Origin of the sequence: Lederbergia citrisecunda (genome assembly GCF_018343695.1) — a bacterium.
GTDB lineage: Bacteria > Bacillota > Bacilli > Bacillales > Bacillaceae_C > Lederbergia > Lederbergia citrisecunda.
In genome coordinates this window covers 3,331,026-3,352,764 of the sequence record NZ_JAGYPJ010000001.1, presented here as the reverse complement: position 1 = coordinate 3,352,764, position 21,739 = coordinate 3,331,026, and the positions used below count along the sequence as shown (strand labels likewise).

Genomic DNA, 21,739 nt, shown 5'->3' with positions numbered 1-21,739 from the left:
TAACAAATCGATAATAACATGTTATCTCGGATGCAAATAATTGTCAATAATCTTCAGAGAATTAAATTTATTGTTATCATTCGTATAATTACTATCCAATAGTAAGAACAGAAAAGTGATGAAAATAAACTCCGCTACTCATTAAGGATATAAAGTTTTTTGTGTAAGGTGTGGTAAGTATTACCGTTGATTTAACTCAGGTTTTTTGTTAATTTATGGCACCCATCTTTCTGAAAAAGAAATTTATTCTTCATTAGATAAGGTTTTGTACATTACAATAAAATGTAAAGAAGTCTTATGAATAGCCATATTTATATGGGAGTAAAAGAGTAAATATTGTATGGCACGTAGTACATTAGTGGTCATGCAAGGAATTCACGTGTTTCAGAACAATAGATGTTTCATAAAGTAATCCCTCTAACTACTCAGAAAACTCAACTCGTCATCAATTTAAAAAAGGGATCTTGTTTCAGGCTAATCTGATTAAAGGAGAGGAAGCGAGATGGTGAAATTAAGATTTTGGGGAGTAGCGGCGCTTATTGGATTGCTGATTGCTATGGGAATATGGCTGGTAACAAAAGATACTAAATCTGAAGAATTTGTTTACAAGGATAACGGCAATCTCTACTGGATCGAACTTACTAGTCGCAAAGGGGAAGTGAAAGGTACATTTCATCAGCAGAAACTCATAGATGAAGTCGGAAAGGAACCTTTTATTGACGATAAAGAATACACCTTTACCGGAGAAACGACTGAGAAAGGTTTTGAATTTAGAGTATCGGATGATACAGAAAACATGAAGTTTGATGCCTGGTATTCTGAGGAAAATCTTTTTGTACAAGAGCAAAGCGAAAGCGAAGCTACATTATTCCTGTCCGCTACAGAAGAAAAGCTTGATGAATATGAAAAAGAATTACAACAAGAGTTACAAATAGCTATAGATCAATCAGAAGAAAAGTTTAATAACTTCATAAGAACGTTTTTTTCTGAACTGAGAAGTATTTACGGATTTCTTTACTCCACGGAGAACGGAAACTACCAATTGTTCGTGAAAATCGATGAAGCTCTGCTCGAAGGTGAATTATCAGGTTCTCTGCTCAAGGTGGAAGATACTGGGGACGAAAACAACCCACTTGAGGAAGCTACGTATGAGTTGAACGGCATAACAGACGGACATATTCTAAAGTTCTATACTACCGTAGACGGGCAGAAAACGAAGATAGAAGGAAATTTCCATAAGGATGCAAGCAGTTTTGATTTGTCGTTTTGGAAAACTAATCAAAAGCTAACGTTTCACGCAGTAACAGAAGAAGAGTATAAAAAGAGTTACGAAGAATTCAAAACGAAGGTGGAAAATAGAAAGAGTGACAAGCAAAATTGAATTGAAGTGATTGGAAATAAAGTGGTGACGACATATTTAGTAGCACCGCTTAAATGCGTGCTGTGAACCGTACCATAAGTAAATGAAGTTTACCTAACGAACAAAGCCTATCCAAGACAAAGAAGTTTTGGATAGGCTTTTCTTTATAATAAAGACTTGTTTATGCTTATATATATGTGGAACAGTATTTTGTTATAGTACAACAACTATCAAAAAAATAAAATCGATGTAATCTATAATTTTATTCAGGGGTGAGGCAAATGAATGAATATATACAGCGGATAATTGATTGGATTGAAGAAAATTTAAAAAATGAATTTTCGCTAGAGGGCTTAGCCAGTTATATGGGATATTCCCCTTATTATTGTTCTTTTAAATTTCATCAGGCAACAGGTATAAGCATTAGACGCTACATTCTTCTTAGAAGGTTGTATTTATCTACGGAAGATTTAGCAAATAATCGGAGGATAATCGATATTGCCTTTGATTATAGTTATTCATCGCAAGAAGCCTATAGTAGGGCTTTTAAAACAGTTTTTGGTGTTAGTCCAAGAGAATTTCAACTCAATCAAATGCCTGTTCAATCATTTGCTAAGCTCACAATTAATCAGGGTGAGGATGGTTGTAGAATGAATATATCTAGAGAAACTGAGGTTGAACAATTAAAAAATAAGAAGCGAGAATTGTTTGACAAAGATGTACTGAATATATTAAACGGTCAAGTAATGTATGAGGAATTTAAAAATAAAAAGCTTATGGGAGATTCTGATTATATACCATTCAATGAAGCAATGTGTATAAATGCGACTACGACATCTATTTTTGATCATGCGTTTATTCAAACAAGAGCATCGGGACATCATGAATCTGTAGAAAATTACAGTAACAAGGTAATAAAGCCCTTAAATAATCTGTTTAAGAAAAACTATAACTATATTGTTTTATGGTTTGGGGAAGACATGTTTTGTCAGATGAATCTTCTAACTATCCTTGCCTATCTTGAACAGTCTGAGTATAAAGGTAAAGTGTTTTTTAATAGCTTTAGAGAGGATGAATTTAAAGTAAGCCAAACGGAGCTTACTTTAGGTAGCTATTATTCCGTCTATGAAGAAGTATTGGTTAATCATTTGAAGCCAACAAATGAACTACTTCCAGTTATGTACCAGGCAATAGAGTTATTTTTAGAAATGCAGACAGAAAATAATGCCGTCATAAAATACATTTCAAAAAATAAACATTTACCTACATCCGAATTGCTTAAGCGGTTATTCGAGGTTTTCCCAACAGTAGGATATGGAGATTCACAATATATAGAGCTGATTGAGAAAACGAAGTGAATGAAAATATTAGATTAATTGTATGCTTTAAATTTTTCTATCTATATTAATTGTTATCTTCTGAATGAGCAGATGTAATAACCATTTCGCTAGTCTCTCAGGAACAATCTCATCTTTGATATGTTCCTCTATATAATCAATCACTTGTTATAGGTAAAATCAACAGTTGGATTGCACTCACCACGCATTACATTTCTTATTTATCTTGTTCTTTAAAATGAACAATATATCTCATTGATCATATCGGTAGATTTATTTATCACTGCAAATGAAAAACCTCGTTTCAAAATGAAACGAGGTCTACTATTATTTCATCCTTTTAAGAGAGATGAAATAGGGTATATTTTATTTATTTCAGGTAAGAAAGTTTGATATGGCCCTGTTAACAATTCAGGTGTGAACCCGTGTAATGGAATGGTTACTTTTGCTTGCATAGCATCCGCCATCCATTTAATTTGTGCAGCTGCTGCGTGACCAGAAACGCCTAGTACAACGATCTTCATGCCTAGTTTCTCGATCCATTCCAACAACTCAGCATACATAGGGTCAAAGCTTCCTAACGGTACACCGTTAGAGTGAACATACGTCGCACCTTTCACGGGTAATTCTAATAAGGTTCTAATATGATGATAGGATGATTGAAGCCATACGGATGAAAAATTGTCTCGTACTTCATCTAATGTGATTGGCTGTATTCTCTGTATTTGAACAACATTCTTTGAAGCATCTTGTTCATCTATTAAATAGCGTACATGTGGTGCTTCCAAATTGAACGCTTGTACTAAATAAGCAGTTTCAGGTTCGAAAACAATCAGTTTTTCTTTTTGTCTTGCTGCTTCGATTAATGTTTCCAAACGTTTCACGTTTCGATGATAAATATTGAAAATGATCGGAGACTCAATCTCCAGTAAAGCTGGCATTAACTGATCCGCTTCGCTTTGAATGACAGGGTTGGAATCGAGAAATTCCTCTTGTACATTCGTTGTCTCAATGATTAATAAGTCAGGCGATCCTGCGATGTTCGGCAAATTTGCAGTATCTACATCGGTTTCGTGAAGACGTATGTCACCAGTGTAAACAATTGTTGCATCTGGAGTTGTAATCTTTATTGCAGTGGCACCAAGGACATCGTGATTAACTGGGAAGAACTCTACTTTTATATGCTCGGATACTTTAAAAGGCTGATGAAAGGGTACACCTTTTACTTGTTGTCCTACATTTACATTAGGTTCCTCCTCAATTGTATGCAAATGTTCATACAATGTTTTGCTTTCCTCACTCATGATGATCGGTACATCTGGGTGTACATACTGTAACAACCCCATATGATCTAGATGTAAATGAGAGATTGCGATTGTAGCATTTTTATCAACCACATCCGTTTTCAACACACCGCTAATCATGGGGATCACACCAATTGTTTGTAAATCTGAAATTATCGTTTGAGGGCGCACTTGGACGCCCTCTTTGTTTTGAAAAACCATCCCAAAATCAGCTATGAATCTTTCGTTTTTATACTTTATTTCAAAAATAGTTCCTCCAATTGTTTTTAAGCCAGCATAAAACTGAATGGTAGTAGCACTATTTTCGATTGTATTTTCTATCATCATTTAGCTTGATCCAATGCTTCTTGAGCTTTTATAGTCATTGCTTCTAACGCTTCTGCTGGCGTTGCGTTCTCATATAACATTTTATCTAATTCTGCTTGCATTGCATTTTTCATTGCAAAGGATCCAGGTAAACGAACATCAATAAATCCATATGCGTATTGAGTATTACCAGCTTGATATGGCTCATTTTCTGCAATGAATGAAGTCCAATCTGAACCTTGTTGAGCGGATGTACGGACTGGAAGGTAACCTGTTGTTTTTGCCCAATCTACTGTATTTTCAGGTGTAATAAGATATTTCATGTATTCAAATGCTGCTGCTTGTTGTGCTTCTGTGCTATTTGCAAACATCGTAATATTTGTTCCTTGGAAAGGAGCTGCTTGTTTAGCGCCTTTTGGTAGTGGAGTTGTTGACCATTGCATATCTCCTGCATCTTTAGCTACATATGCAATACCTGCACTTGAACCAATGTACATAGCAACGTCACCTCTCGTGAAAGGACCAGACATGTAACCATCTTCTCCAGCCATACGAGCAGAGCCATCTTTAATCATATTGTTGATAAATGTTAAAGCATCTAATCCTGCATCTGTATTAAATAAAACTTTTCCTTGTTGTTCATCTACAAATTCTCCGCCTGCTTGTTCAACCCACATACTAAATTCAGAACCCATTCCATTTTCAAAGCCCATTCCAACTACTTTTTTACCATCGATTTCTTTTGTTAATGCTTTCGCATCAGCAGCTAATTCTTCCCATGTTGTAGGAGGTGTTAAGCCGTTATCCTCAAAGTACTTTTTATTGTAGAAAAGTACGCGTGATGATTTATTAAATGGTAATCCTAAGATTTTATCGCCAAACGTATTGTCGTTACGGAAAACTTCGCTAATATCCTCATAGCTTTGGTCCGCAGGGAAGCCGTTTTCTCCTTTAATCATTGGAGCTAAGTCAACTAAAAGATTATTTTGATTATAATCCGTCATCCATTCCGCATAAGCTTGTGCGATTGTTGGTGACGCTTTTGCTTTCGCTGCAGCCAATAATTTTTGTGACAAATCACCGTAGCTACCTTGGTTCACTAATTTTACAGTAATGTTATCATGCTCTGCATTAAATTTTGCAGTAGCATCTTCTAACCATTTTTCGTGCGTATCACTCATGGCATGCCAAAATACAACTTCTACCGGCTCTGCAGGAGCTTTTTCAGTTTCTGCTGCTTTACTATTTGAAGTATCGCCTTCCTTTGTACTATTGCCACAAGCGGCAACGAACACACTCACCATCATGACCAATAACAATAAAGATAATTTTTTCATGTTTTACTCTCCCTTGTTGTTTTTAATGTAATAACCATGTTGAATGTATTGTTATCTATACTTCAAAGTCGCGCTAAGCAACACCTCCTAAAAAGTCGGTCATCTCAACCTTTAATGCCTGATCCCGCAATTCCCTTGATAATGTGTTTTTGTAAGAAAATAAATAAAATAATCATTGGGAAAATAATCATCGTCGATGCCGCCATAAGTAGCTCGTACACAGTTCCCGCCTCTGTAGTAAAGCTTGTTAGACCAACAGGCAATGTTCTCATTTCTTTTGAGTTTGTTACAATCAAAGGCCATAGGAACGCATTCCAGGATCCAATTGCTTTCAATAAAATAATCGTAATTAACGCTGGTTTGGCGATTGGAATCATGATGGACCATAAAAATTTGAAATTGTTACAACCATCTACACGAGCTGCATAATTTAACTCTTTAGGAATCTTAAGAAAAAACTGCCGTAATAAAAAGATAGAAAAAATACTTGCAGTCCAAGGAACAATTAATGCTTGATAATGATCAATCCAACCTAAATTGGAAAGTAAAACAAAATTAGGCACGAGTAATACTTCACCTGGAACCATCATTGTTCCAATCAAAAATGCAAATAGCACATCTTTTCCCCAAAAGTTTAAACGGCTAAATGCATAAGCAGCTAAAATGGTTGTCATGACTTCACCTAACGTACTTAAGACCATAACAATGACTGAGTTCATAAAATAAGTCGCAAAAGGGGCTTTATCAAATGCTTTTATATAGTTATCAAAATGAAGTGTTTCTGGAATCCAAATAGGTGGCATAATCATAACTTCATGACCACTTTTAAGCGATGTGGAAATCATCCAAACGAAAGGGAGGAGCATTAAAATGCTGCCGATTCCCAGCATGACGTATATAAATGTCTTTGAAAGCGGGTCGATTTTCATGTTCTTTCTCCCTTAATACGTAATTTTTTTCTTGTTAATATAAAATTGAATTAATGTGATGATGAAGATAATGAGGAATAGAACATAAGCCGCTGCGGAAGCCACACCAAAGTTCCATTCACCATAAAATTTATCAAATATATAGTAAACAACCGTTAACGCACTATTAGATGGACCAGCCTTTCCATCGAATAATGCATATATCTCATCGAACACTTTAAATGAATTGATAATCGAGATAATGGATACAAAAAAGGTAGTAGGTGCCAACTGTGGAAGGGTGACATGTATGAAACGATTCCACCGCTTTGCACCATCAATTCTAGCTGCGTTGTAATACGTATCGCCGATTGTTTGTAAACCCGCTAGAAAAATAATAATGTTATATCCTAATCCCTTCCAAATGGACAAAATGATGAGGGCAGGCATAGCCCATTCTGTACTAGTTAGCCATTGTATAGGCTCGATTCCAAAGAAACTTAAAAAATAGTTCATAATTCCATAGTTTGAGTGAAAAATCCACCGCCATACGATAGAAACTGCCACAACACTTGTTACGAATGGTATGAAATAGATAGCTCTGAAAAACTTGTTTAGCAAAGTAATAGAATTAAGCATGATAGCGATCCATAAAGACAAAATAATCGAAATAGGTACAACTCCTAATACGAAAATAAGCGTATTTTTCAAAGCTTTATGAAAGACGAGGTCATTCCACAAAAAAACAAAGTTATCAAAACCATATCGGTGGACGACATCATTGAAAAAGTCATAATCTGCATAAAAGCTCATTAAGAACGATTTAATGATGGGATAAATGGTGAAAACTTCGATAATTAGTAATGCAGGGAATAAGTACAGAAAAGCCTTAACGGTTTCTTTGAATTTCATTTTCCATTTGCCCCTTTAAATAGATTCTTTCCCCCGTTTTTTGAAAAACCCGAATATCAGCTTTGTCTGCTTGAGCATATATAGCTTGTCCCACTTCTATTTGCTCTCCTTTTTGTAGGAAAAAGCGAGTTTTTTCATTGTCAGAACCAACAACAACTAACGTATCTTTTCCTATGCGCTCCACATATTGAACTCTCTTGTTTAGCCCAGTATTAGATAGATAGACATTTTCAGGACGAACGGCAATTTGGACTGGCTGATTAGGTGCCTCAACCGCAACTTCATATCCAAAAGGAGTTTTCAATACATGATCTATAATTTCCCCTTCAAAATAGTTAATTGGTGGTGCCCCAATAAAACTAGCAACAAATTGATGATTGGGTTCATCATATAAATTTTCAGGAATATCAAATTGCATAAGCTCCCCTTGATTCATCAATAAAATACGATCCGAAATACTAAGTGCTTCTTCTTGATCATGCGTAACAAAAACGGTCGTAATTTTTAAGGCTTGTTGGATTCTTCTAATCTCCTCACGCATTGTAAGTCGTAAGCGTGCATCTAAATTTGATAATGGCTCATCCAGTAACAAAATCTCTGGCTCTCTCACCAAGGCACGCGCAATCGCAACACGTTGCTGCTGACCACCTGACAACATACTTGGTTTTCGATCTAATAAGTGATCAATTTCCACAAGCTTCGCCATTTCAATCGCTTTGTTTTTGGCATCTGCTTTTTTCACTTTATGCATTTTTAAAGGAAACATAATATTTTGTAAAACAGTCATATGAGGATATAGAGCATAGTTTTGAAATACCATCCCAATCCCTCGCTTCTCCGGCGTCAGTTTTGTGACGTCCTTTCCATTGAATAAAATGGATCCATCCGTTGGTTGGTATAGTCCAGCAAGCATAAATAATGTGGTACTTTTCCCACACCCACTAGGACCTAAAATAGAAACCAATTCTCCTTTAGGAATCGTGACAGATAATTGATTCACTGCAGTTGTATTTGAAAATTTCATCGAAACATTTTTCAATGTAATGGTCATTTTAATTCTCCTTGCATGCTTTTTGTGAGGCACCTCAGTATATCAAGGGAAATTTAATGTTAAGTTGTTTTGTGGTAAAGGTTTTATTAACCTTTTGTAAAAAAAAAAAGAGAGTTGATTGGATCAACTCTCCTTAAGAAGGCGGCGACTTTTTACCTTAAAAAGCGGAACACAAAATAACATATCGTACGATGACACTTGGAAAATAAGTGTTTATGCTGGTGATATGGTGAACTTTACCTTAAATAGAGGAACTGTTTTATCAGTGGAACGAAATTTTAAGTGCGTGAAAGCTTATCAGGGAGTTATGGTTCCTTAACTGGCTGATTTTTGCCCGGACGCCAAACTTTTGCCGACCGAAGCGAGTGCTAGTGCAATTGAAATGGCGAACAACAAGTTGACAATGGCAAAGGACGTTCCGTCTTGGAAGGCGATTTGCGCGATATCGAGAAGAGCCGAAACGATGATCATCACGCCTACAAATGTTGGGTATACTTTTGCCCGAATAACCGCGCTTCCTAGAAGAATGAACCCTATGAGGCAAAGCAGCATTCCGCCGAGGGGAAAAATTGCAAAGTTTGAATCATAGATTGGGTCGATAACCTCCGGTGCCTGTTTCGCCAGTATAGGAATAACTGAAACGAAGAACGCAATCGTTGCCATTTTTAAAAAGATACCAACTAGATAAAGAAACAAACCAATTAGCCCCATTTTGCCCCCACGTTCTCCTGATAGACGCAAATACATCGCAGGGAGCCCGATTAGAAGCAGAATGAATATAATGAAGCTCAAACTGTAAAAGGTCGCCCACTGTGGGCTTTGAAGTTCACTCATTGGGGCATTGAGGCTAGTGTCAACGAGAAATGGCCAAATTGATGCAACAAGGTTTAGTCCAACACTTAACAATAATATAATGCCGGAAAAACGATACAGACTTGCAGTTGACATTGTTTTTCCCCCCATTATTATAATTAATTTAAATATTCTTTAAGCCTTTGATACTGGGTCCGAAGCTCTATTAAATTGTATTCAAACCCGCCTGGATTTATGAATTTCCTTAATAATATCCAAGTTGGAAAGAGGATTATAACACCACTAGTAATAAAATGAGGTATCCCTCAAATAAAGTCTGTGGACAAGTATTGATTTTATATTAACAATCGTTTTCGGGATCATCTTTCCAACTCTGGCACTCTATCAATTTAATTTTGGGATTATTGGAGTTACGCTGCTAATCTTTACAAATAACCGAAGAATAATTCTAATCGCCAGCTTATTGTTTGCAATCGCCTGGACTTATCTCTGGACTCTCGACTATTTGCACACAGGGCATTTCCGTAGTGGATCGATCCAATTTGAAAGTGCAGAGGGCCAGGGGTTTCGTGTGCAGATTACAATTCCTATACAAACGAAAACTTGGACGTATGATGGAGCAGAGTCATAATTCGAGTTGTTAACCATGTAGCATTGCCAGTGCAAATAAAATGACCGCTATCGTCGTAATTAGAATAACAATTTGTTCTCAGTAAGTAGTCGTGAATCTAACCAGAATATATTCTTACTTTAACAAAATGTATTGTTAAATGATGCAGATATATGAGGGGGATAAAAATGACATCTCAAAAAGATATAATTATTAAACCACTTACTGGCCAAAGGATGATCTTCCATTTGAAAGGTAAGGTTACAAATGTATGGGCTGTCCATAAATTTGTTCGTCTTTCTCCGTATCCTTTTCTTTTTAAATATAAAAACTGGCCAATCAATTATCATGAAGATCAGAGACTGACCAGTTTAATATTTCTCATTTAGGATGCTGATTCTAGTTTTTCTAACACAACTACTTCTTTTTTACTAAACCGCTTTTTCATGGATTTTAAAATATGGTAAACGGTTGGTACGATAACGAGTGTTAATAAGGTGGATGTTAACAATCCTGTAATGACGACAATCGCTAAAGAGCGTGAGATTAAGCCACCTTCTGAGGATAGGGCTAACGGCAACAGTGCTCCGATGGTTGCTAATGCGGTCATCAGGATAGGGCGAATACGTGTCGAACTTGCTTCAATGAGGGAAGCGGTTAAATCCATTCCACTCTTTTCATTTTGCATCACTCGGTCCATTAAGACGATGGCATTTGTGACAACGATACCAATTAACATAAGGAATCCAACTAGTGCCGGCATTCCCAACGCTTGTTTTGTTAAATACAGTCCTAGTAATCCTCCTGTAAATAAGAAAGGTAAGGAGGATAGAATCGCAATAGGTGCTATCATGTTTCCGAACGTTACGAGCATTACAATGAACACGAGTACAACAGCAATTCCCATCGCAATGGTCATGTTTGTAAAACCTTCACTCATGGCAGCGGCCTGACCTTCCGAACGTGTTTTGACTCCGTCTGGCAGTTTCAAAGAATCAATTCGCTTTGTGACTTCATTCTGTACACCTGAAACATTATCGGTTACAAATCTGCCCGACACTTCTAGATATTCCTGCTGATTTAAGCGATATAAACCAGTTGGCCCAGGCTTTTCGGTTAAAGATGCCACTTCTGATAATTTGACAGGATTGCCTAATATATTGGTAATAGATTGATCTAGAATCGTTTTTGTAGATAAAAGTTCCTCTGTTTTCACTGACAAAGTTAAAGGTGTGGTTTGCTCATCCACTTGAATATTTGTGATATTCTCACCTGCTATAAGGTTTTTGATAAAAGCAGACACCATAATCGGATTTAAACCTTTTTCAGCAGCTTTTTGATCGTCTACTTCAATATTTAATTGCGGCTTAACACCTGACAGATTTGTTTTAACATTCGTTAACCCTTGAATATCTTCAATGACATCGACAATCATGTTTCCTGTTTTCTCTAAGTCTTTTGCATTTCCGCCTTCGACAATTACGACAAATTGTCCTCCACCACCTGTTATACCAATAGGAGATAAAGCGGTTTCTGCTTGGTCGTCAAAGGCTTTTAGAGCTTCCCTTGTATTCTTCTCAAAGGCCTTACCTTCTTCAGTTGTAGTATCTTCACTTAGATTAATGAATAATTGAACATTTTCTCCATTTACAATCGTTTGGATATTTTCAACTTTTACTTGGTTGCTGATAACATTCTCTAGGTCGTTTGCCAAAATATCTGCTTTTTCAAGGGAGGTTCCTATTGGCAATTCTGCCGATAATCGGTAGGAAGCTGCTTTTTCCTCAGGTAAAAAATTTTTCGGAATCATAGGAACTAAGGCTAAGGAGCCTGCAAATACGATAACCGCTAAAATGATGGTAACAGCTCGACGGCGAAGCGCCCATGATAATGCCCCTTTATAGGCTTTTTGGATCAAGTTTTCCTTTGGTTCTTGGTGTTTCAATTTCAATAAGAATAATTTCGCTAATAATGGTACCACTGTTAAGGATACGATTAAGGAGAAAGCTAGTGCCACAATTACGGTAATACCAAATGGTGCAAAGAATTTCCCAATAATACCCGGTACAAATGATAGGGGTCCGAAAACAGCCATGGTTGTCAGTGTAGATGACATAACCGCTCCACCCACTTCTTTTGCTGCCGATAACACCATCCGTTCATTGCGGTTTGTACTTGTTAGGGTGCGACGATAGATGTTTTCAATCACAACGATGGAGTCGTCAATCACACGCCCAACTGCCACTGCAATTCCAGCAAGGGTCATCATATTTAAACTGTAGTTGAAAAATTTCATCGTAATCATCGCGGCTAATATCGAAAGTGGAATCGATAATATCGCGACAATTGTGGCTTTTACGTTTCGTAAAAATACGAACGTAACGATGACCGCAAATAGTGTTCCAAGGAGAACCTCACGAAGCATCGTATTGACAGACTTTTCAACATCTTTTGAGGTATCATACAACTTAGTGATCTTATACTCAGCAGGTAGTTTAATGCTGTCTAGTTTCTCTTTCATTTGTTGCACGACCTCAACCGCATTAGAACCTGGCTGAGCCGTTACTTCTACTAAAACACCTTGCTTTTCATTGATACGTGTATAAACGGTTTCTTTTTTTGTATTAAAATCAATGTTTGCTACATCAGACAATTTATAGGTTTGAATGCCTGTTGGACCGGGAACGACAAGTTGAATATCTTTTAAATCTTGAATCGAAGCAATTTTATAATCGGCTTGAACATTCAAGGTTTTCCCATTTAAATCCACTTGACCAGCAGGGAAGGAAAAGTTGTGTGACGTAATAGATTGCTTTACTAAATCATACGTAATCCCTTTTTCCTTCATTTTCTCTGAATCTAACTCCACTGATAGCTGATTTTCTGCTTCACCATAAATATTTATTTTTCCAATCCCATCAACTGTTGCTAAGCTTGGTTTGATACGGTTATTCATAAATTGGGTTAATTCGGAGCGATGTGCTGTCTCTGAAGATAAAGCAAAGCTGAATACTGGAGCAGCTGAAGGACCATCTTTTATGATGACAGGTTTTCCTGCTCCATTTGGCAATTCGACCGTAGAAACGGCAGTCGTAACATCCTTCTCTGCCTCATCCATTTTCTTATCCATATCAAACTCTAATATGGAAAATACATAGTTGCTATGTGATTCAATGTAAAGATTCTTTAATTTTTGGATACCAGATAATGAGGCTTCTAAAGGTTTACCTACATCATTTAAAGCCTGATCCGGAGTGGCTCCTACATATGGAACCTGAACGATGATATAAGGAATATCCACATTTGGCATTGATTCCATTTTCATTGTTTTAACAGAATAATATCCTCCTGCTAATACCATAAGCATGGCAATAAAAATGACACCTGCATTCCGCAAAGAAAATTTAATCCATTTACTCAAAATCTCTTCCGCCCTTCTTTTTAACTTTATTAGGTTTTAAAAAATCAAAATAACTTCCATATTATTCTAAAACATAAGGGGATTACACCACATACGGCGCAAGACGAATTTTTATGTAGGTCCTGAGACTTAGTTCTGGCTGAGGGAGCTGTTCTTGAAAATTGTGCTTTTTTTCATTTTTTTTTTGAAAAAGAATATCCCCCTTAACATTGTCAAGGGGGATATTCTAGTAACCTCTTATTAAGAAAAGCGGGAGCGCCCTTTATATTGAGATATCCAAACTTTAAAGGAATTTATTACATATCTTATTCCAACGATTGTAAAGTAAGGAGGGGGGAAAAGATTAATAAAATTACCAGGGGTATCTTAGTAACTGGCTGCGCTGGATTCATTGGATTTCACCTTTCTAAGCGATTATTAGAAGAGGGCATCCAAGTGCTAGGCCTTGATAATATTAATGATTATTATGATACAACCTTAAAATCGGACAGGTTAACGATTTTAAAGAAGTACCCGAATTTTCACTTTGTAAAGTCAGAGCAAGACCAAAAAGACAAGAAAGACAAGAAAGAACAAGAAATGCAAGGAGGATATTAAAGACAAGAAAGATAAGATAAACAAGAAAAGGTAGAGAGATTCCCATTCGACGGAGAAAAGTATAGTATTTTAAATGGTTGGTAATAGGAATTCTTTTATTTAAAAAGCCATTTGTCCTTGCAATAATAAAAACCTCACTTAGACCACGTTACGGTGAACCGTATCATAAGTAACTGCGAAAATTAGCATTGTTATTTTTTATTGATTCAAGCAGAGAATCTTCGAATAAATCCCATAAATAATTAATATTCAAAATTCTAGAAATGAAAATATCTTGACACTTTCTATTTTTCAGACAGGGAATCTATTGCAGAACCGTTGAATCCTTTAACGATGAGCCATACTGCTAAAATCATTTCATTTGCTGCTACTGGCAGGGCCAAAATACCACCCCATACAGAAATTTGCTGAATGACACCGAACATGACTAACAAGGCACAAATAAAAACACAAGTTGCCCCTATCATACCCAAGATGGAGATAAACCTGGGTACGAGCTTGGATTTATAAAATAGATAACTGTACATCATCGTATTGATACCCAGCATGAAAAGTGGCCCAAGTAGAAAGGTCCAGTCATGTACTGCTTTTAATAATATACCTGAAGCTTGAAAAGAGGTGCTATCCGGGGCTCCTGCTGTTACAAATTCCCGGCTTAAGGTCAACAGGGACAGAACACTGATTACACCAACCGTAATGATAACCGCTTCAAGAAATCTGAAGCAAACATGCCAAAGAGCAATCGTTTCATTATATTTTCGTAAAATTGGAAACATGGTCGTTGCTGTACCAACCACTGAAACGACAAGAATTAACTCCATAAGCGCTCCCAGTATCACTTGGTTGGCATGTTCGCTACCTTTAATCAGGTAATCGGGACCGTTTAGGATGGGATCGTATAAAGTAAGACCTATTATTGCCGCTATGGCTGCAAGTATAAATAGTACTCCCACAATTTTTGCCGCTTTTTTGTTTGAATTCATTTTATCTCCGCCTTTTATTAAATTCATAAACGTTAAAGCTATTTCTTAAACTTTGGTGTTGTCCCCATAAAAGAATACCTCTTCTAAAGGTAAGTTAAAGGCATGAGCAATTCGAAAAGCCAGTTCTAAAGATGGGGAATAGTTTCCTTTTTCGAGAGCCACAATCGTTTGTCTTGTTACTTCCACCTTGTCAGCCAACTGCTGCTGGGTCATTTCATCATGGTTGAATCGTAATTTTCGAATATGATTGCCGACAAGATTTTTACCCACCCTTACACTCCTCTCCGATAGTGATAATATTTCGTGATGGAGCCGGTCACATCAGAAATGAATCCTGAAATGATCAGGATTATGAACATCTCCTGTAACGGCTGATAAATGATCAGCGATCCCATTGCAACAAGAAAGCCGAGGATAAACACAAAAAAAGAATTTCGGAACGATTTTAACTCAATCAATTTATCCAGTTCATCCGCAAATCTGGGTTCCTTTTCTCTCGTCCTAATTCTAAAAACAATGTTAAAAATAATGCTGATAATGATGTGTGCAACTATGGAAACTATAGTCAAGATAAGGACGAAGGATCCCCAAAAGCGAAAGGTTTCAATCGACTCCTACCTCCTTCAGGGTACTGAGGATACATGTACAAGCAATAAGATACGAAAATAAGTGCTGATCAATGATACGATACTTTTCTTTTCTTGGTAGGTCATGTTTTGCACCTCCTGTATGCTAAACTTTACTTTTTGTAATATATTTTATGCATAATGTATAGTAAAGTATACATAATGTTTTATACATTTTACATTGAATTAAGTGTACACTTATCGTATTTTGTCGAATTCACGGACATTATTTGGGGAGTGACAGCGTACTATTCTCAAAATACATAATAAAAACCTCATTTAGATACATTACGGTGAACCGTATCATAAATAAATGAGGTTTTTTCCTTTTAAATAAAGCATAATCATAATTTTACATTTAAATTTAATAAAAGCACCCAAAAAAACACTACCCTTTAATATGCTTCGTAACGCTAAAAAGACTACTACCAAGTTCATTTAACGCAATCGCTGCTAATATAATAGCCGTGACTAACCACTGAAGCGGAGTTATAGCTTCTGACAAAACAAGGCTGGCTGATAGGATGGCGACCGGTAATTCAATAGATGTTAATATACACCTGAAACCAATGGTGCGCCCACTGCGAAAAATAGTGGGGGAAGGACTGCTCCAAATAGCGAAACACCAACGGCGGTTGTTAATAGGTTTGCCTCCAATGGAAGTACAGATGGAATGTCACGTATGAATAGGACAAGGACTAAGATGGTTGACCCAGTTGCCATTAAAGAAGTCCGAGTCCATGGGTCTACATTTACAGCGACCTTTCCGCTGAAAAAAATAAATCCGGCATAAGTGAATGCAGATATAATACCAAAAAGGAAACCCTTAAAAGGTAATCCTTGTATGTCGCCAATTAATATATTGGAAGTAAAAAAGACCCCGATCAAAATTAATATGATGGACAATACCGTTAAAGGGGCAGGTTTTATTTTGCTGAAAATCCATTCTAAAATAATTCCGATCCAAACGAATTGAAACATTAATATGATGGCCAATGAGGCCGGCAGATATTGCATCGCACCATAATAAAAAATACTTGTTAATCCGATAAAACAACCGGTTATCATTATTTGAGGAACATTCTTCGTATTAAGCCCTTTAAAACTGGAGCGTTTAATTAGAGTGAAAGACCATAATAAAAATGAGGAAATGATCATTTGAACGATATTAATTTGGCAAGTGAGTAGCCGTAGCTAAACCCCAATTTAGCAAATATCGGTGTAAAGCCAAAACATCCAGCACCTAATAATACAAATAAAATACCTTTATTTAATTTCATTATGAAACCTCCGTGAAGCTTAAAACTACCGAACTATTATATCATACATAGAAAAACGGCTGCCTTAGGGACACTTTGTTTCTGTATTTAAACGAGTAACGGGTGTGCAGATTGGTGAAACAGAATAAAGATAACTAAAAGCACCTTCCTTATATCAAGGAAGGCGCTTTTTGAAATGGTTTCAATATTTATTAAAGAAATTTTTTCTATATATATGGGGATAATTCAGAGAGTTACTCTAACCCATAGTAGCCACAAACTACGTAGCCGACTGATTTTGCTGCTACGATGAGGGCGTCTTCGTCGATATCAAATTTAGGATGGTGATTGAAATAAGGTTTTTCGACGCCTTTTGGGGTACTTCCAATATAAAAGTAGCAGCCAGGGATTTTTTCTAAGTAGTAAGCAAAGTCATCGGATGGTGACATCATTGGATATTCAACAACGTGCTTAATGTCTGGATCATTTGCCTTTTCAAGGCTGGTTTTTACTCTTTCTGTAACATCTGGATTATTATACAAAGGAGGATAATCAGATGTATAGGTTAACTCACATTGCACACCAAATTCAGCTTCAATCCCTCTAACAATGCGCCGAACTTCTTTTTCAATAATCCCTTTCGTTTCCACGGTCATGTAGCGGATGTCACCTTCAAGCTCGACACGATCTTTAATGACATTGAAGGTACCTTTTCCGTCAAACGATCCAATAGTGATGACTCCCATCTCAAAAGGATTTAAACGGCGGCTAATAATCGTTTGTACGGCTGTAACAAAAGATGAGCCGGCCACAATCGCATCATTGGCCATATGGGGGGAAGAGCCATGCCCTCCAACCCCTTGAATCATTAATTTAAAATAAGATCTTCCTGCCATTGAAAAGCCGCTGTGGTATCCAACAAAGCCAACTGGATTCATGGGGAGTAAATGAATACCAAAAATATTATCTATATCGTCAAGTGCTCCCGAGTCCACAATACTTTTTGCTCCGCCGGGCGGTACTTCTTCGGCATGTTGATGAATGATTTTGATTGTTCCAGGTATCTGATCTTTTAATTGGATCAAGCAATCAGCAAGAATCATTAAGTAAGCTGTATGGCCATCATGACCACAGGCATGCATAACACCTTCATTTTTTGATCTAAAGGGAAGCCCCGTTTCTTCAAGGATAGGAAGGGCATCAAAATCAGCACGAAGTCCAATCGTTTTCCCAGGCTTTCCACCTTTAATCGTCACGATAATTCCATGACCATTTCCAACATTGGATTGGATTTCTACCTCTATCCCCTTATAGAAGTCCAAAATATATTGAGCTGTTTTACCTTCATGAAAGGATAACTCAGGATTTTCATGTAAATAACGGCGGATTTGAATCATTTCCTCTTTACGAGCCTCTAACATGTCCATTAATTGTTTTTTCATTTGTATGTCTTCCTTTCTCAAGACTTTTTATAATCCCTACTCTAGCCCATAATAGCAGCAGACAACTTGTCCAATTGATTTTGCTGCAACAAGAAGACAGTCTTCATCAATATCAAATTTTGGATGATGATTAAAGTAAGCATTTTCCCTTTTGGTTTACAACCAATGAAAAAGAAACAGCCAGGGATTTTTTCTAGATAGTAGGCAAAATCTTCTGAGCCAGAGAGCATTGGATATTCTCCGAATCGTGTTATACACATATGCTGAAATTGCGACACCGGGTGATTATTTTATTTGTCCCAATTGAACCTCCTAAAAGTTTTATACGCTAATCGTCAATGATACGATTATTATTTGCGAGATATTGAAAATTACTAGCCTCGATTCACAATAATTACTTTTTCAATCTTGTTTATCATAACGTTTAGCTCTTATCTCCTTCATGTCGCTATTATAGAAAAAAGCGTATGAAACTGAGTCAATTATTGTTTAGTTACTCCCAACTTTCATAACTAAAAAATGCACATAGATTTTTGACAATCAGTTCGTAAAGTTCACAAAAAAGCCATTGATACACATCAATGGCTTAAAGGATTATCCATATGCATTCCGAATATCAAAGGAATGGATGGCGTTTGTCTTCATATAGGAATAAAACTCACTTCTATTCTTCCCAATCTTTATTCTTCGTAAGCCAAAGTCGCAGGATCAGTATTTCCAAATGTCAGATACCAAGGGCTTCCTAATGTTCCGCCCGGTAGGATGAACACATCAAAAGTCTTAGTTTGAACGTCATAACTCCGTACTGAGCCTGTATCTGGTCCGACACCTGAAATGGGAACAAACAATTGTCCTTCTGGTCCGAACAGGATTGCCATCGCGAAAGAACGCGGTCCCCCGATAGTATCAAGGTCAATTTTGTCAAGAAACGCGCCGGATTCACCATCGAAGATAAGAATTTTATCAGTGTCGTTTTCATCCGCGCGGAAACTGGTAACATAGAGGTTTCCATCAGGACCAAAGACTAAGCCTTCTGGACGGTGGAGATTGTTGACGTCATTGCTCTCAACAAACACGTCAATAAACTCCCTTGTTTCTGGATCAAAACGAAGTACCCAGCCATTAAGCGGATCAAAAGGGTTAAAAACAGAGACATAAAGCAAGCCTTCTGGTCCAATGACGACACTGCGAGGGAAAAATGCACCATTGAAGCCAGAGTGGTTGAAAGTACCAATAAAATCTGCAGTAGTGCCATTATAATTATATGCTCTTAATTCTCCTGGCAGTGGTTGCCCGTCGGGACTGGTGTTCTGTAAGTCTGCAACATACAAAACATTGTTGTCTGAGAGGACAATGCCCCGCGGCGAAAAAGGAGCTCCTTCTTGGTCAGAACTGACTACTTTACCTAGAAACGCACCTGTCTTTCTACTGTACTTCAACACTTCACCGTTCTGGGGCTGATCTACGTTCTGATTGGAGACAAGGAGATTACCCAAATGGTCAAAAATAAGGCCTCGAGGACCGTGTAAGCCTCCACTTGTTGATGTTACAAAAGGGTCACGAACTTGCCCTGTAAATGCGTTGAAACGTTTTACAGTGTCATCGCTGGTGTCACCAATGTAAAGAAAATCTTTTCGAATTCCCAAAAGTAAAACACCCCCTTTCGTGGAATATTTTGTTAATAATTTATTCAAACAAAAGACTTTTTGTAAGAGACAGGTTTAGTGGTTTTAAAACACAATTTAAATGCAACATTTCATTATTAAAACCGCCGCTTAATTAGGTGCGGAGGATCGTACAATATTTAAATTAGGTTGGTATTTCTGAAATGAATTGTAAACAATCAAATTAAAAAGCTGATTGACTATCAATCTTGTTATAATAAGGGGGTGTCCATAAGCGTGAAAACGACAAAATGGATTCCTTTTTTTACATTCAACCGGAACAAGGACCCAGTCTCCTTTTCCTTTTTCTCTAAAAGACAAAACAGCTAAGGAGTTGCACTTTCATATGAACAAGAAGGATATCGCAAACATTCGTAAACAGTTCAAACTCGATAATGATTTATTAAAAATCACTAATATTTTTAATGTGTATATAAGAAAGGAAAGCAGTGATATTTACCATCAAGAGAGCAATCCTTTTTCCATGTTAGATAGGGAGCAGCAGGAGTTATTCATTAAAAATTTTAAAAAAGTGCTAACGGGTGCATTAGATGTGAAGTTATTTGAAGTAAAGTTTCAAGAGCAGGCGGAAGATCACACTCAGGTTATTCTGTATGAAGGTTTGCAAGCGGAGGATGCGGACGAATGGAATGATCAGATGCTTCTCATTGTTGAAAAGATGTTTAAGGACGTTCAGTATGAGAAGGACATGGTTGTTACTTTCATACGTGGAGAATATTTTAAACCGACGAAAAGGAGCAGTGAGGAAGCTGAAGTGAGTGATCGGGATGAGGTGTATACACATCCTTTTATTCTTTGCAGCATTAACCAGACGGAACAGCCGAAAAGATCGTTAGTGTTTGACTATATTGAGAAGGAATTTAAGTCCAGTGTTGTGGTCGATTCCGTTATCAATCTCACATCACCGGTAGCAGGATTTTTGTTTCCAAGTTTCACAGACAATTCAGCAGATGTTAACCGCGTGCTTTACTCATCAGGAAAAGCGAATCAGCCAGATTATCACTTTATCGAGAATGTCTTGAATGGCGAAGAAATCATGACGGCTGCAGAAGATAAAGCTGTTTTTGAAGAAATTGTAAAACAAGTGGTTGGAGACCAGGTTGATACTCATACGCTTGCCAATGTATACGATGAAATCAATCGTATGATGGATGTTGATGAAGATGAAGAAGATGATGAAGTAGATCCGACATTGGATTACAAAGACGTAGAACGTGTGTTAAAGATGAGCGGAGTGGAAGACGTCAGTACGGATAAAGTTGAAATGGCGTTCAAAACAGTCATCGATGACGAGAAGTACGAACTTAAAGCAAGTAGTATATTGCCAAAATATAACTCGAAATCTATTAAAATCAATACGAAAGTAGCGAATATTTCAATTAGCCCAAAAGACTTGCGATATGTAAAGCAGGTCACCTTTAATGGTAAACGTTGTTTATTAATTGAGGTGGATGAAGACGCTGAGATTGAAAGTTTTACACTGATTCCGGAAACATCGTTGCACTATTAGAATATCAAAATATTTATTGGAGTTTAGTAGTTTGCTCATTGTGAAAGGTGACTTTTGATAAAGCTATAGTGCAAGTATACGAAAAAAGTGAAGAGTCTTTTTGAAAGGTAAAAAAGATTACCATTGGATGAATAAAATAACATAGCCAGTTATCTACCTAGAGTAGTAAATAACTGGCTAAAATATATGTGAATGCAAAAGATAAAAAAGTACCGATTAGTGCAACGAAAATTATAACAGTATTTTGAAAGAGCAATTATAAAATTGCTCTTTTTTCT

Annotated in this window: 19 protein-coding genes; 5 read left to right on the top strand and 14 right to left on the bottom strand. The window is 36.9% G+C overall.

Going from position 1 to position 21,739, the window contains the following annotated elements; all coding sequences use genetic code 11:
• Nucleotides 1-502: 502 nt before the first annotated feature.
• Nucleotides 503-1,381 carry a hypothetical protein gene (locus KHA93_RS16330; protein WP_213111707.1) on the top strand — a complete coding sequence of 293 codons (879 nt, stop codon included), beginning with the start codon at nt 503-505 and terminating at the stop codon, nt 1,379-1,381.
• A gap of 260 nt (nt 1,382-1,641) precedes the next feature.
• The gene (locus KHA93_RS16325) at nt 1,642-2,718 is read left to right on the top strand and encodes a helix-turn-helix transcriptional regulator (RefSeq protein ID WP_213111706.1); all 1,077 of its coding nucleotides are present in this window, start codon (nt 1,642-1,644) and stop codon (nt 2,716-2,718) included.
• A 311-nt stretch (nt 2,719-3,029) separates the two neighbouring features.
• Here KHA93_RS16325 and KHA93_RS16320 read toward each other — a convergent pair whose 3' ends face one another.
• The 6 genes from KHA93_RS16320 to KHA93_RS16295 all read right to left on the bottom strand — a co-directional run bounded on the left by KHA93_RS16320 (nt 3,030) and on the right by KHA93_RS16295 (nt 9,463).
• Entirely contained in the window at nt 3,030-4,328 is a 1,299-nt protein-coding gene (locus KHA93_RS16320; RefSeq protein WP_213111705.1) for an MBL fold metallo-hydrolase, read from the bottom strand.
• A complete protein-coding gene (locus tag KHA93_RS16315; RefSeq protein WP_213111704.1) occupies nt 4,325-5,644 on the bottom strand; it encodes an ABC transporter substrate-binding protein in 1,320 nt (439 codons plus the stop codon). Before KHA93_RS16315 ends, KHA93_RS16320 begins: the two co-directional genes overlap by 4 nt.
• Before the next feature lie 104 nt (nt 5,645-5,748).
• Nucleotides 5,749-6,573, bottom strand: coding sequence for a carbohydrate ABC transporter permease (locus KHA93_RS16310; RefSeq protein WP_213111703.1), 825 nt, complete (start codon nt 6,571-6,573; stop codon nt 5,749-5,751).
• Between the two features lie 12 nt (nt 6,574-6,585).
• A complete protein-coding gene (locus KHA93_RS16305) occupies nt 6,586-7,464 on the bottom strand; it encodes a carbohydrate ABC transporter permease (RefSeq protein WP_213111702.1) in 879 nt (292 codons plus the stop codon).
• A complete protein-coding gene (locus KHA93_RS16300; RefSeq protein ID WP_213111701.1) occupies nt 7,442-8,515 on the bottom strand; it encodes an ABC transporter ATP-binding protein in 1,074 nt (357 codons plus the stop codon). The genes KHA93_RS16305 and KHA93_RS16300 overlap by 23 nt, the downstream gene beginning before the upstream one ends.
• A gap of 315 nt (nt 8,516-8,830) precedes the next feature.
• Nucleotides 8,831-9,463, bottom strand: a complete 633-nt coding sequence (locus KHA93_RS16295; RefSeq protein WP_213111700.1) for a hypothetical protein — start codon at nt 9,461-9,463, stop codon at nt 8,831-8,833.
• Nucleotides 9,464-10,126: 663 nt separating this feature from the next.
• On the opposite strand from KHA93_RS16295, the gene KHA93_RS16290 reads away from it, so the two are divergent.
• Entirely contained in the window at nt 10,127-10,327 is a 201-nt protein-coding gene (locus KHA93_RS16290; RefSeq protein ID WP_213111699.1) for a hypothetical protein, read from the top strand.
• Here the strand turns inward: KHA93_RS16290 and KHA93_RS16285 are convergent.
• Nucleotides 10,324-13,359 (bottom strand): efflux RND transporter permease subunit, encoded by a 3,036-nt coding sequence (locus tag KHA93_RS16285; protein WP_213111698.1) that lies wholly within the window; start codon nt 13,357-13,359, stop codon nt 10,324-10,326. The genes KHA93_RS16290 and KHA93_RS16285 overlap by 4 nt on opposite strands.
• Nucleotides 13,360-13,626: 267 nt before the next feature.
• Here KHA93_RS16285 and KHA93_RS23880 point away from each other — a divergent pair, with 267 nt between their 5' ends.
• Nucleotides 13,627-13,956, top strand: a complete 330-nt coding sequence (locus tag KHA93_RS23880; protein WP_432806323.1) for a GDP-mannose 4,6-dehydratase — start codon at nt 13,627-13,629, stop codon at nt 13,954-13,956.
• 284 nt (nt 13,957-14,240) lie between these two features.
• Here KHA93_RS23880 and KHA93_RS16275 read toward each other — a convergent pair whose 3' ends face one another.
• The 7 genes from KHA93_RS16275 to KHA93_RS16250 form a co-directional block, all read right to left on the bottom strand.
• Nucleotides 14,241-14,966 (bottom strand): DUF4386 domain-containing protein, encoded by a 726-nt coding sequence (locus KHA93_RS16275; protein WP_233711195.1) that lies wholly within the window; start codon nt 14,964-14,966, stop codon nt 14,241-14,243.
• Between the two features lie 18 nt (nt 14,967-14,984).
• Complete coding sequence (locus KHA93_RS16270) at nt 14,985-15,209, bottom strand: helix-turn-helix transcriptional regulator (protein WP_213111697.1); 225 nt, start codon at nt 15,207-15,209, stop codon at nt 14,985-14,987.
• Between the two features lie 905 nt (nt 15,210-16,114).
• Nucleotides 16,115-16,723 (bottom strand): EamA family transporter, encoded by a 609-nt coding sequence (locus tag KHA93_RS16265; protein ID WP_233711194.1) that lies wholly within the window; start codon nt 16,721-16,723, stop codon nt 16,115-16,117.
• Nucleotides 16,720-16,845: a hypothetical protein gene (locus KHA93_RS23575; RefSeq protein WP_267917517.1), complete on the bottom strand. Its 126-nt coding sequence runs from the start codon at nt 16,843-16,845 to the stop codon at nt 16,720-16,722. The genes KHA93_RS16265 and KHA93_RS23575 overlap by 4 nt, the downstream gene beginning before the upstream one ends.
• A gap of 233 nt (nt 16,846-17,078) precedes the next feature.
• On the bottom strand, nt 17,079-18,266 hold the full coding sequence (locus tag KHA93_RS16260; RefSeq protein ID WP_213111696.1) for an amidohydrolase: 1,188 nt from the start codon (nt 18,264-18,266) through the stop codon (nt 17,079-17,081).
• A gap of 41 nt (nt 18,267-18,307) precedes the next feature.
• Nucleotides 18,308-18,496: a hypothetical protein gene (locus KHA93_RS16255; RefSeq protein WP_432806322.1), complete on the bottom strand. Its 189-nt coding sequence runs from the start codon at nt 18,494-18,496 to the stop codon at nt 18,308-18,310.
• A gap of 450 nt (nt 18,497-18,946) precedes the next feature.
• Nucleotides 18,947-19,912: an NHL repeat-containing protein gene (locus tag KHA93_RS16250; protein WP_213111695.1), complete on the bottom strand. Its 966-nt coding sequence runs from the start codon at nt 19,910-19,912 to the stop codon at nt 18,947-18,949.
• Nucleotides 19,913-20,276: 364 nt separating this feature from the next.
• Here KHA93_RS16250 and KHA93_RS16245 point away from each other — a divergent pair, with 364 nt between their 5' ends.
• A complete protein-coding gene (locus tag KHA93_RS16245) occupies nt 20,277-21,461 on the top strand; it encodes a DUF4317 domain-containing protein (RefSeq protein ID WP_213111694.1) in 1,185 nt (394 codons plus the stop codon).
• Nucleotides 21,462-21,739 lie beyond the last annotated feature (278 nt).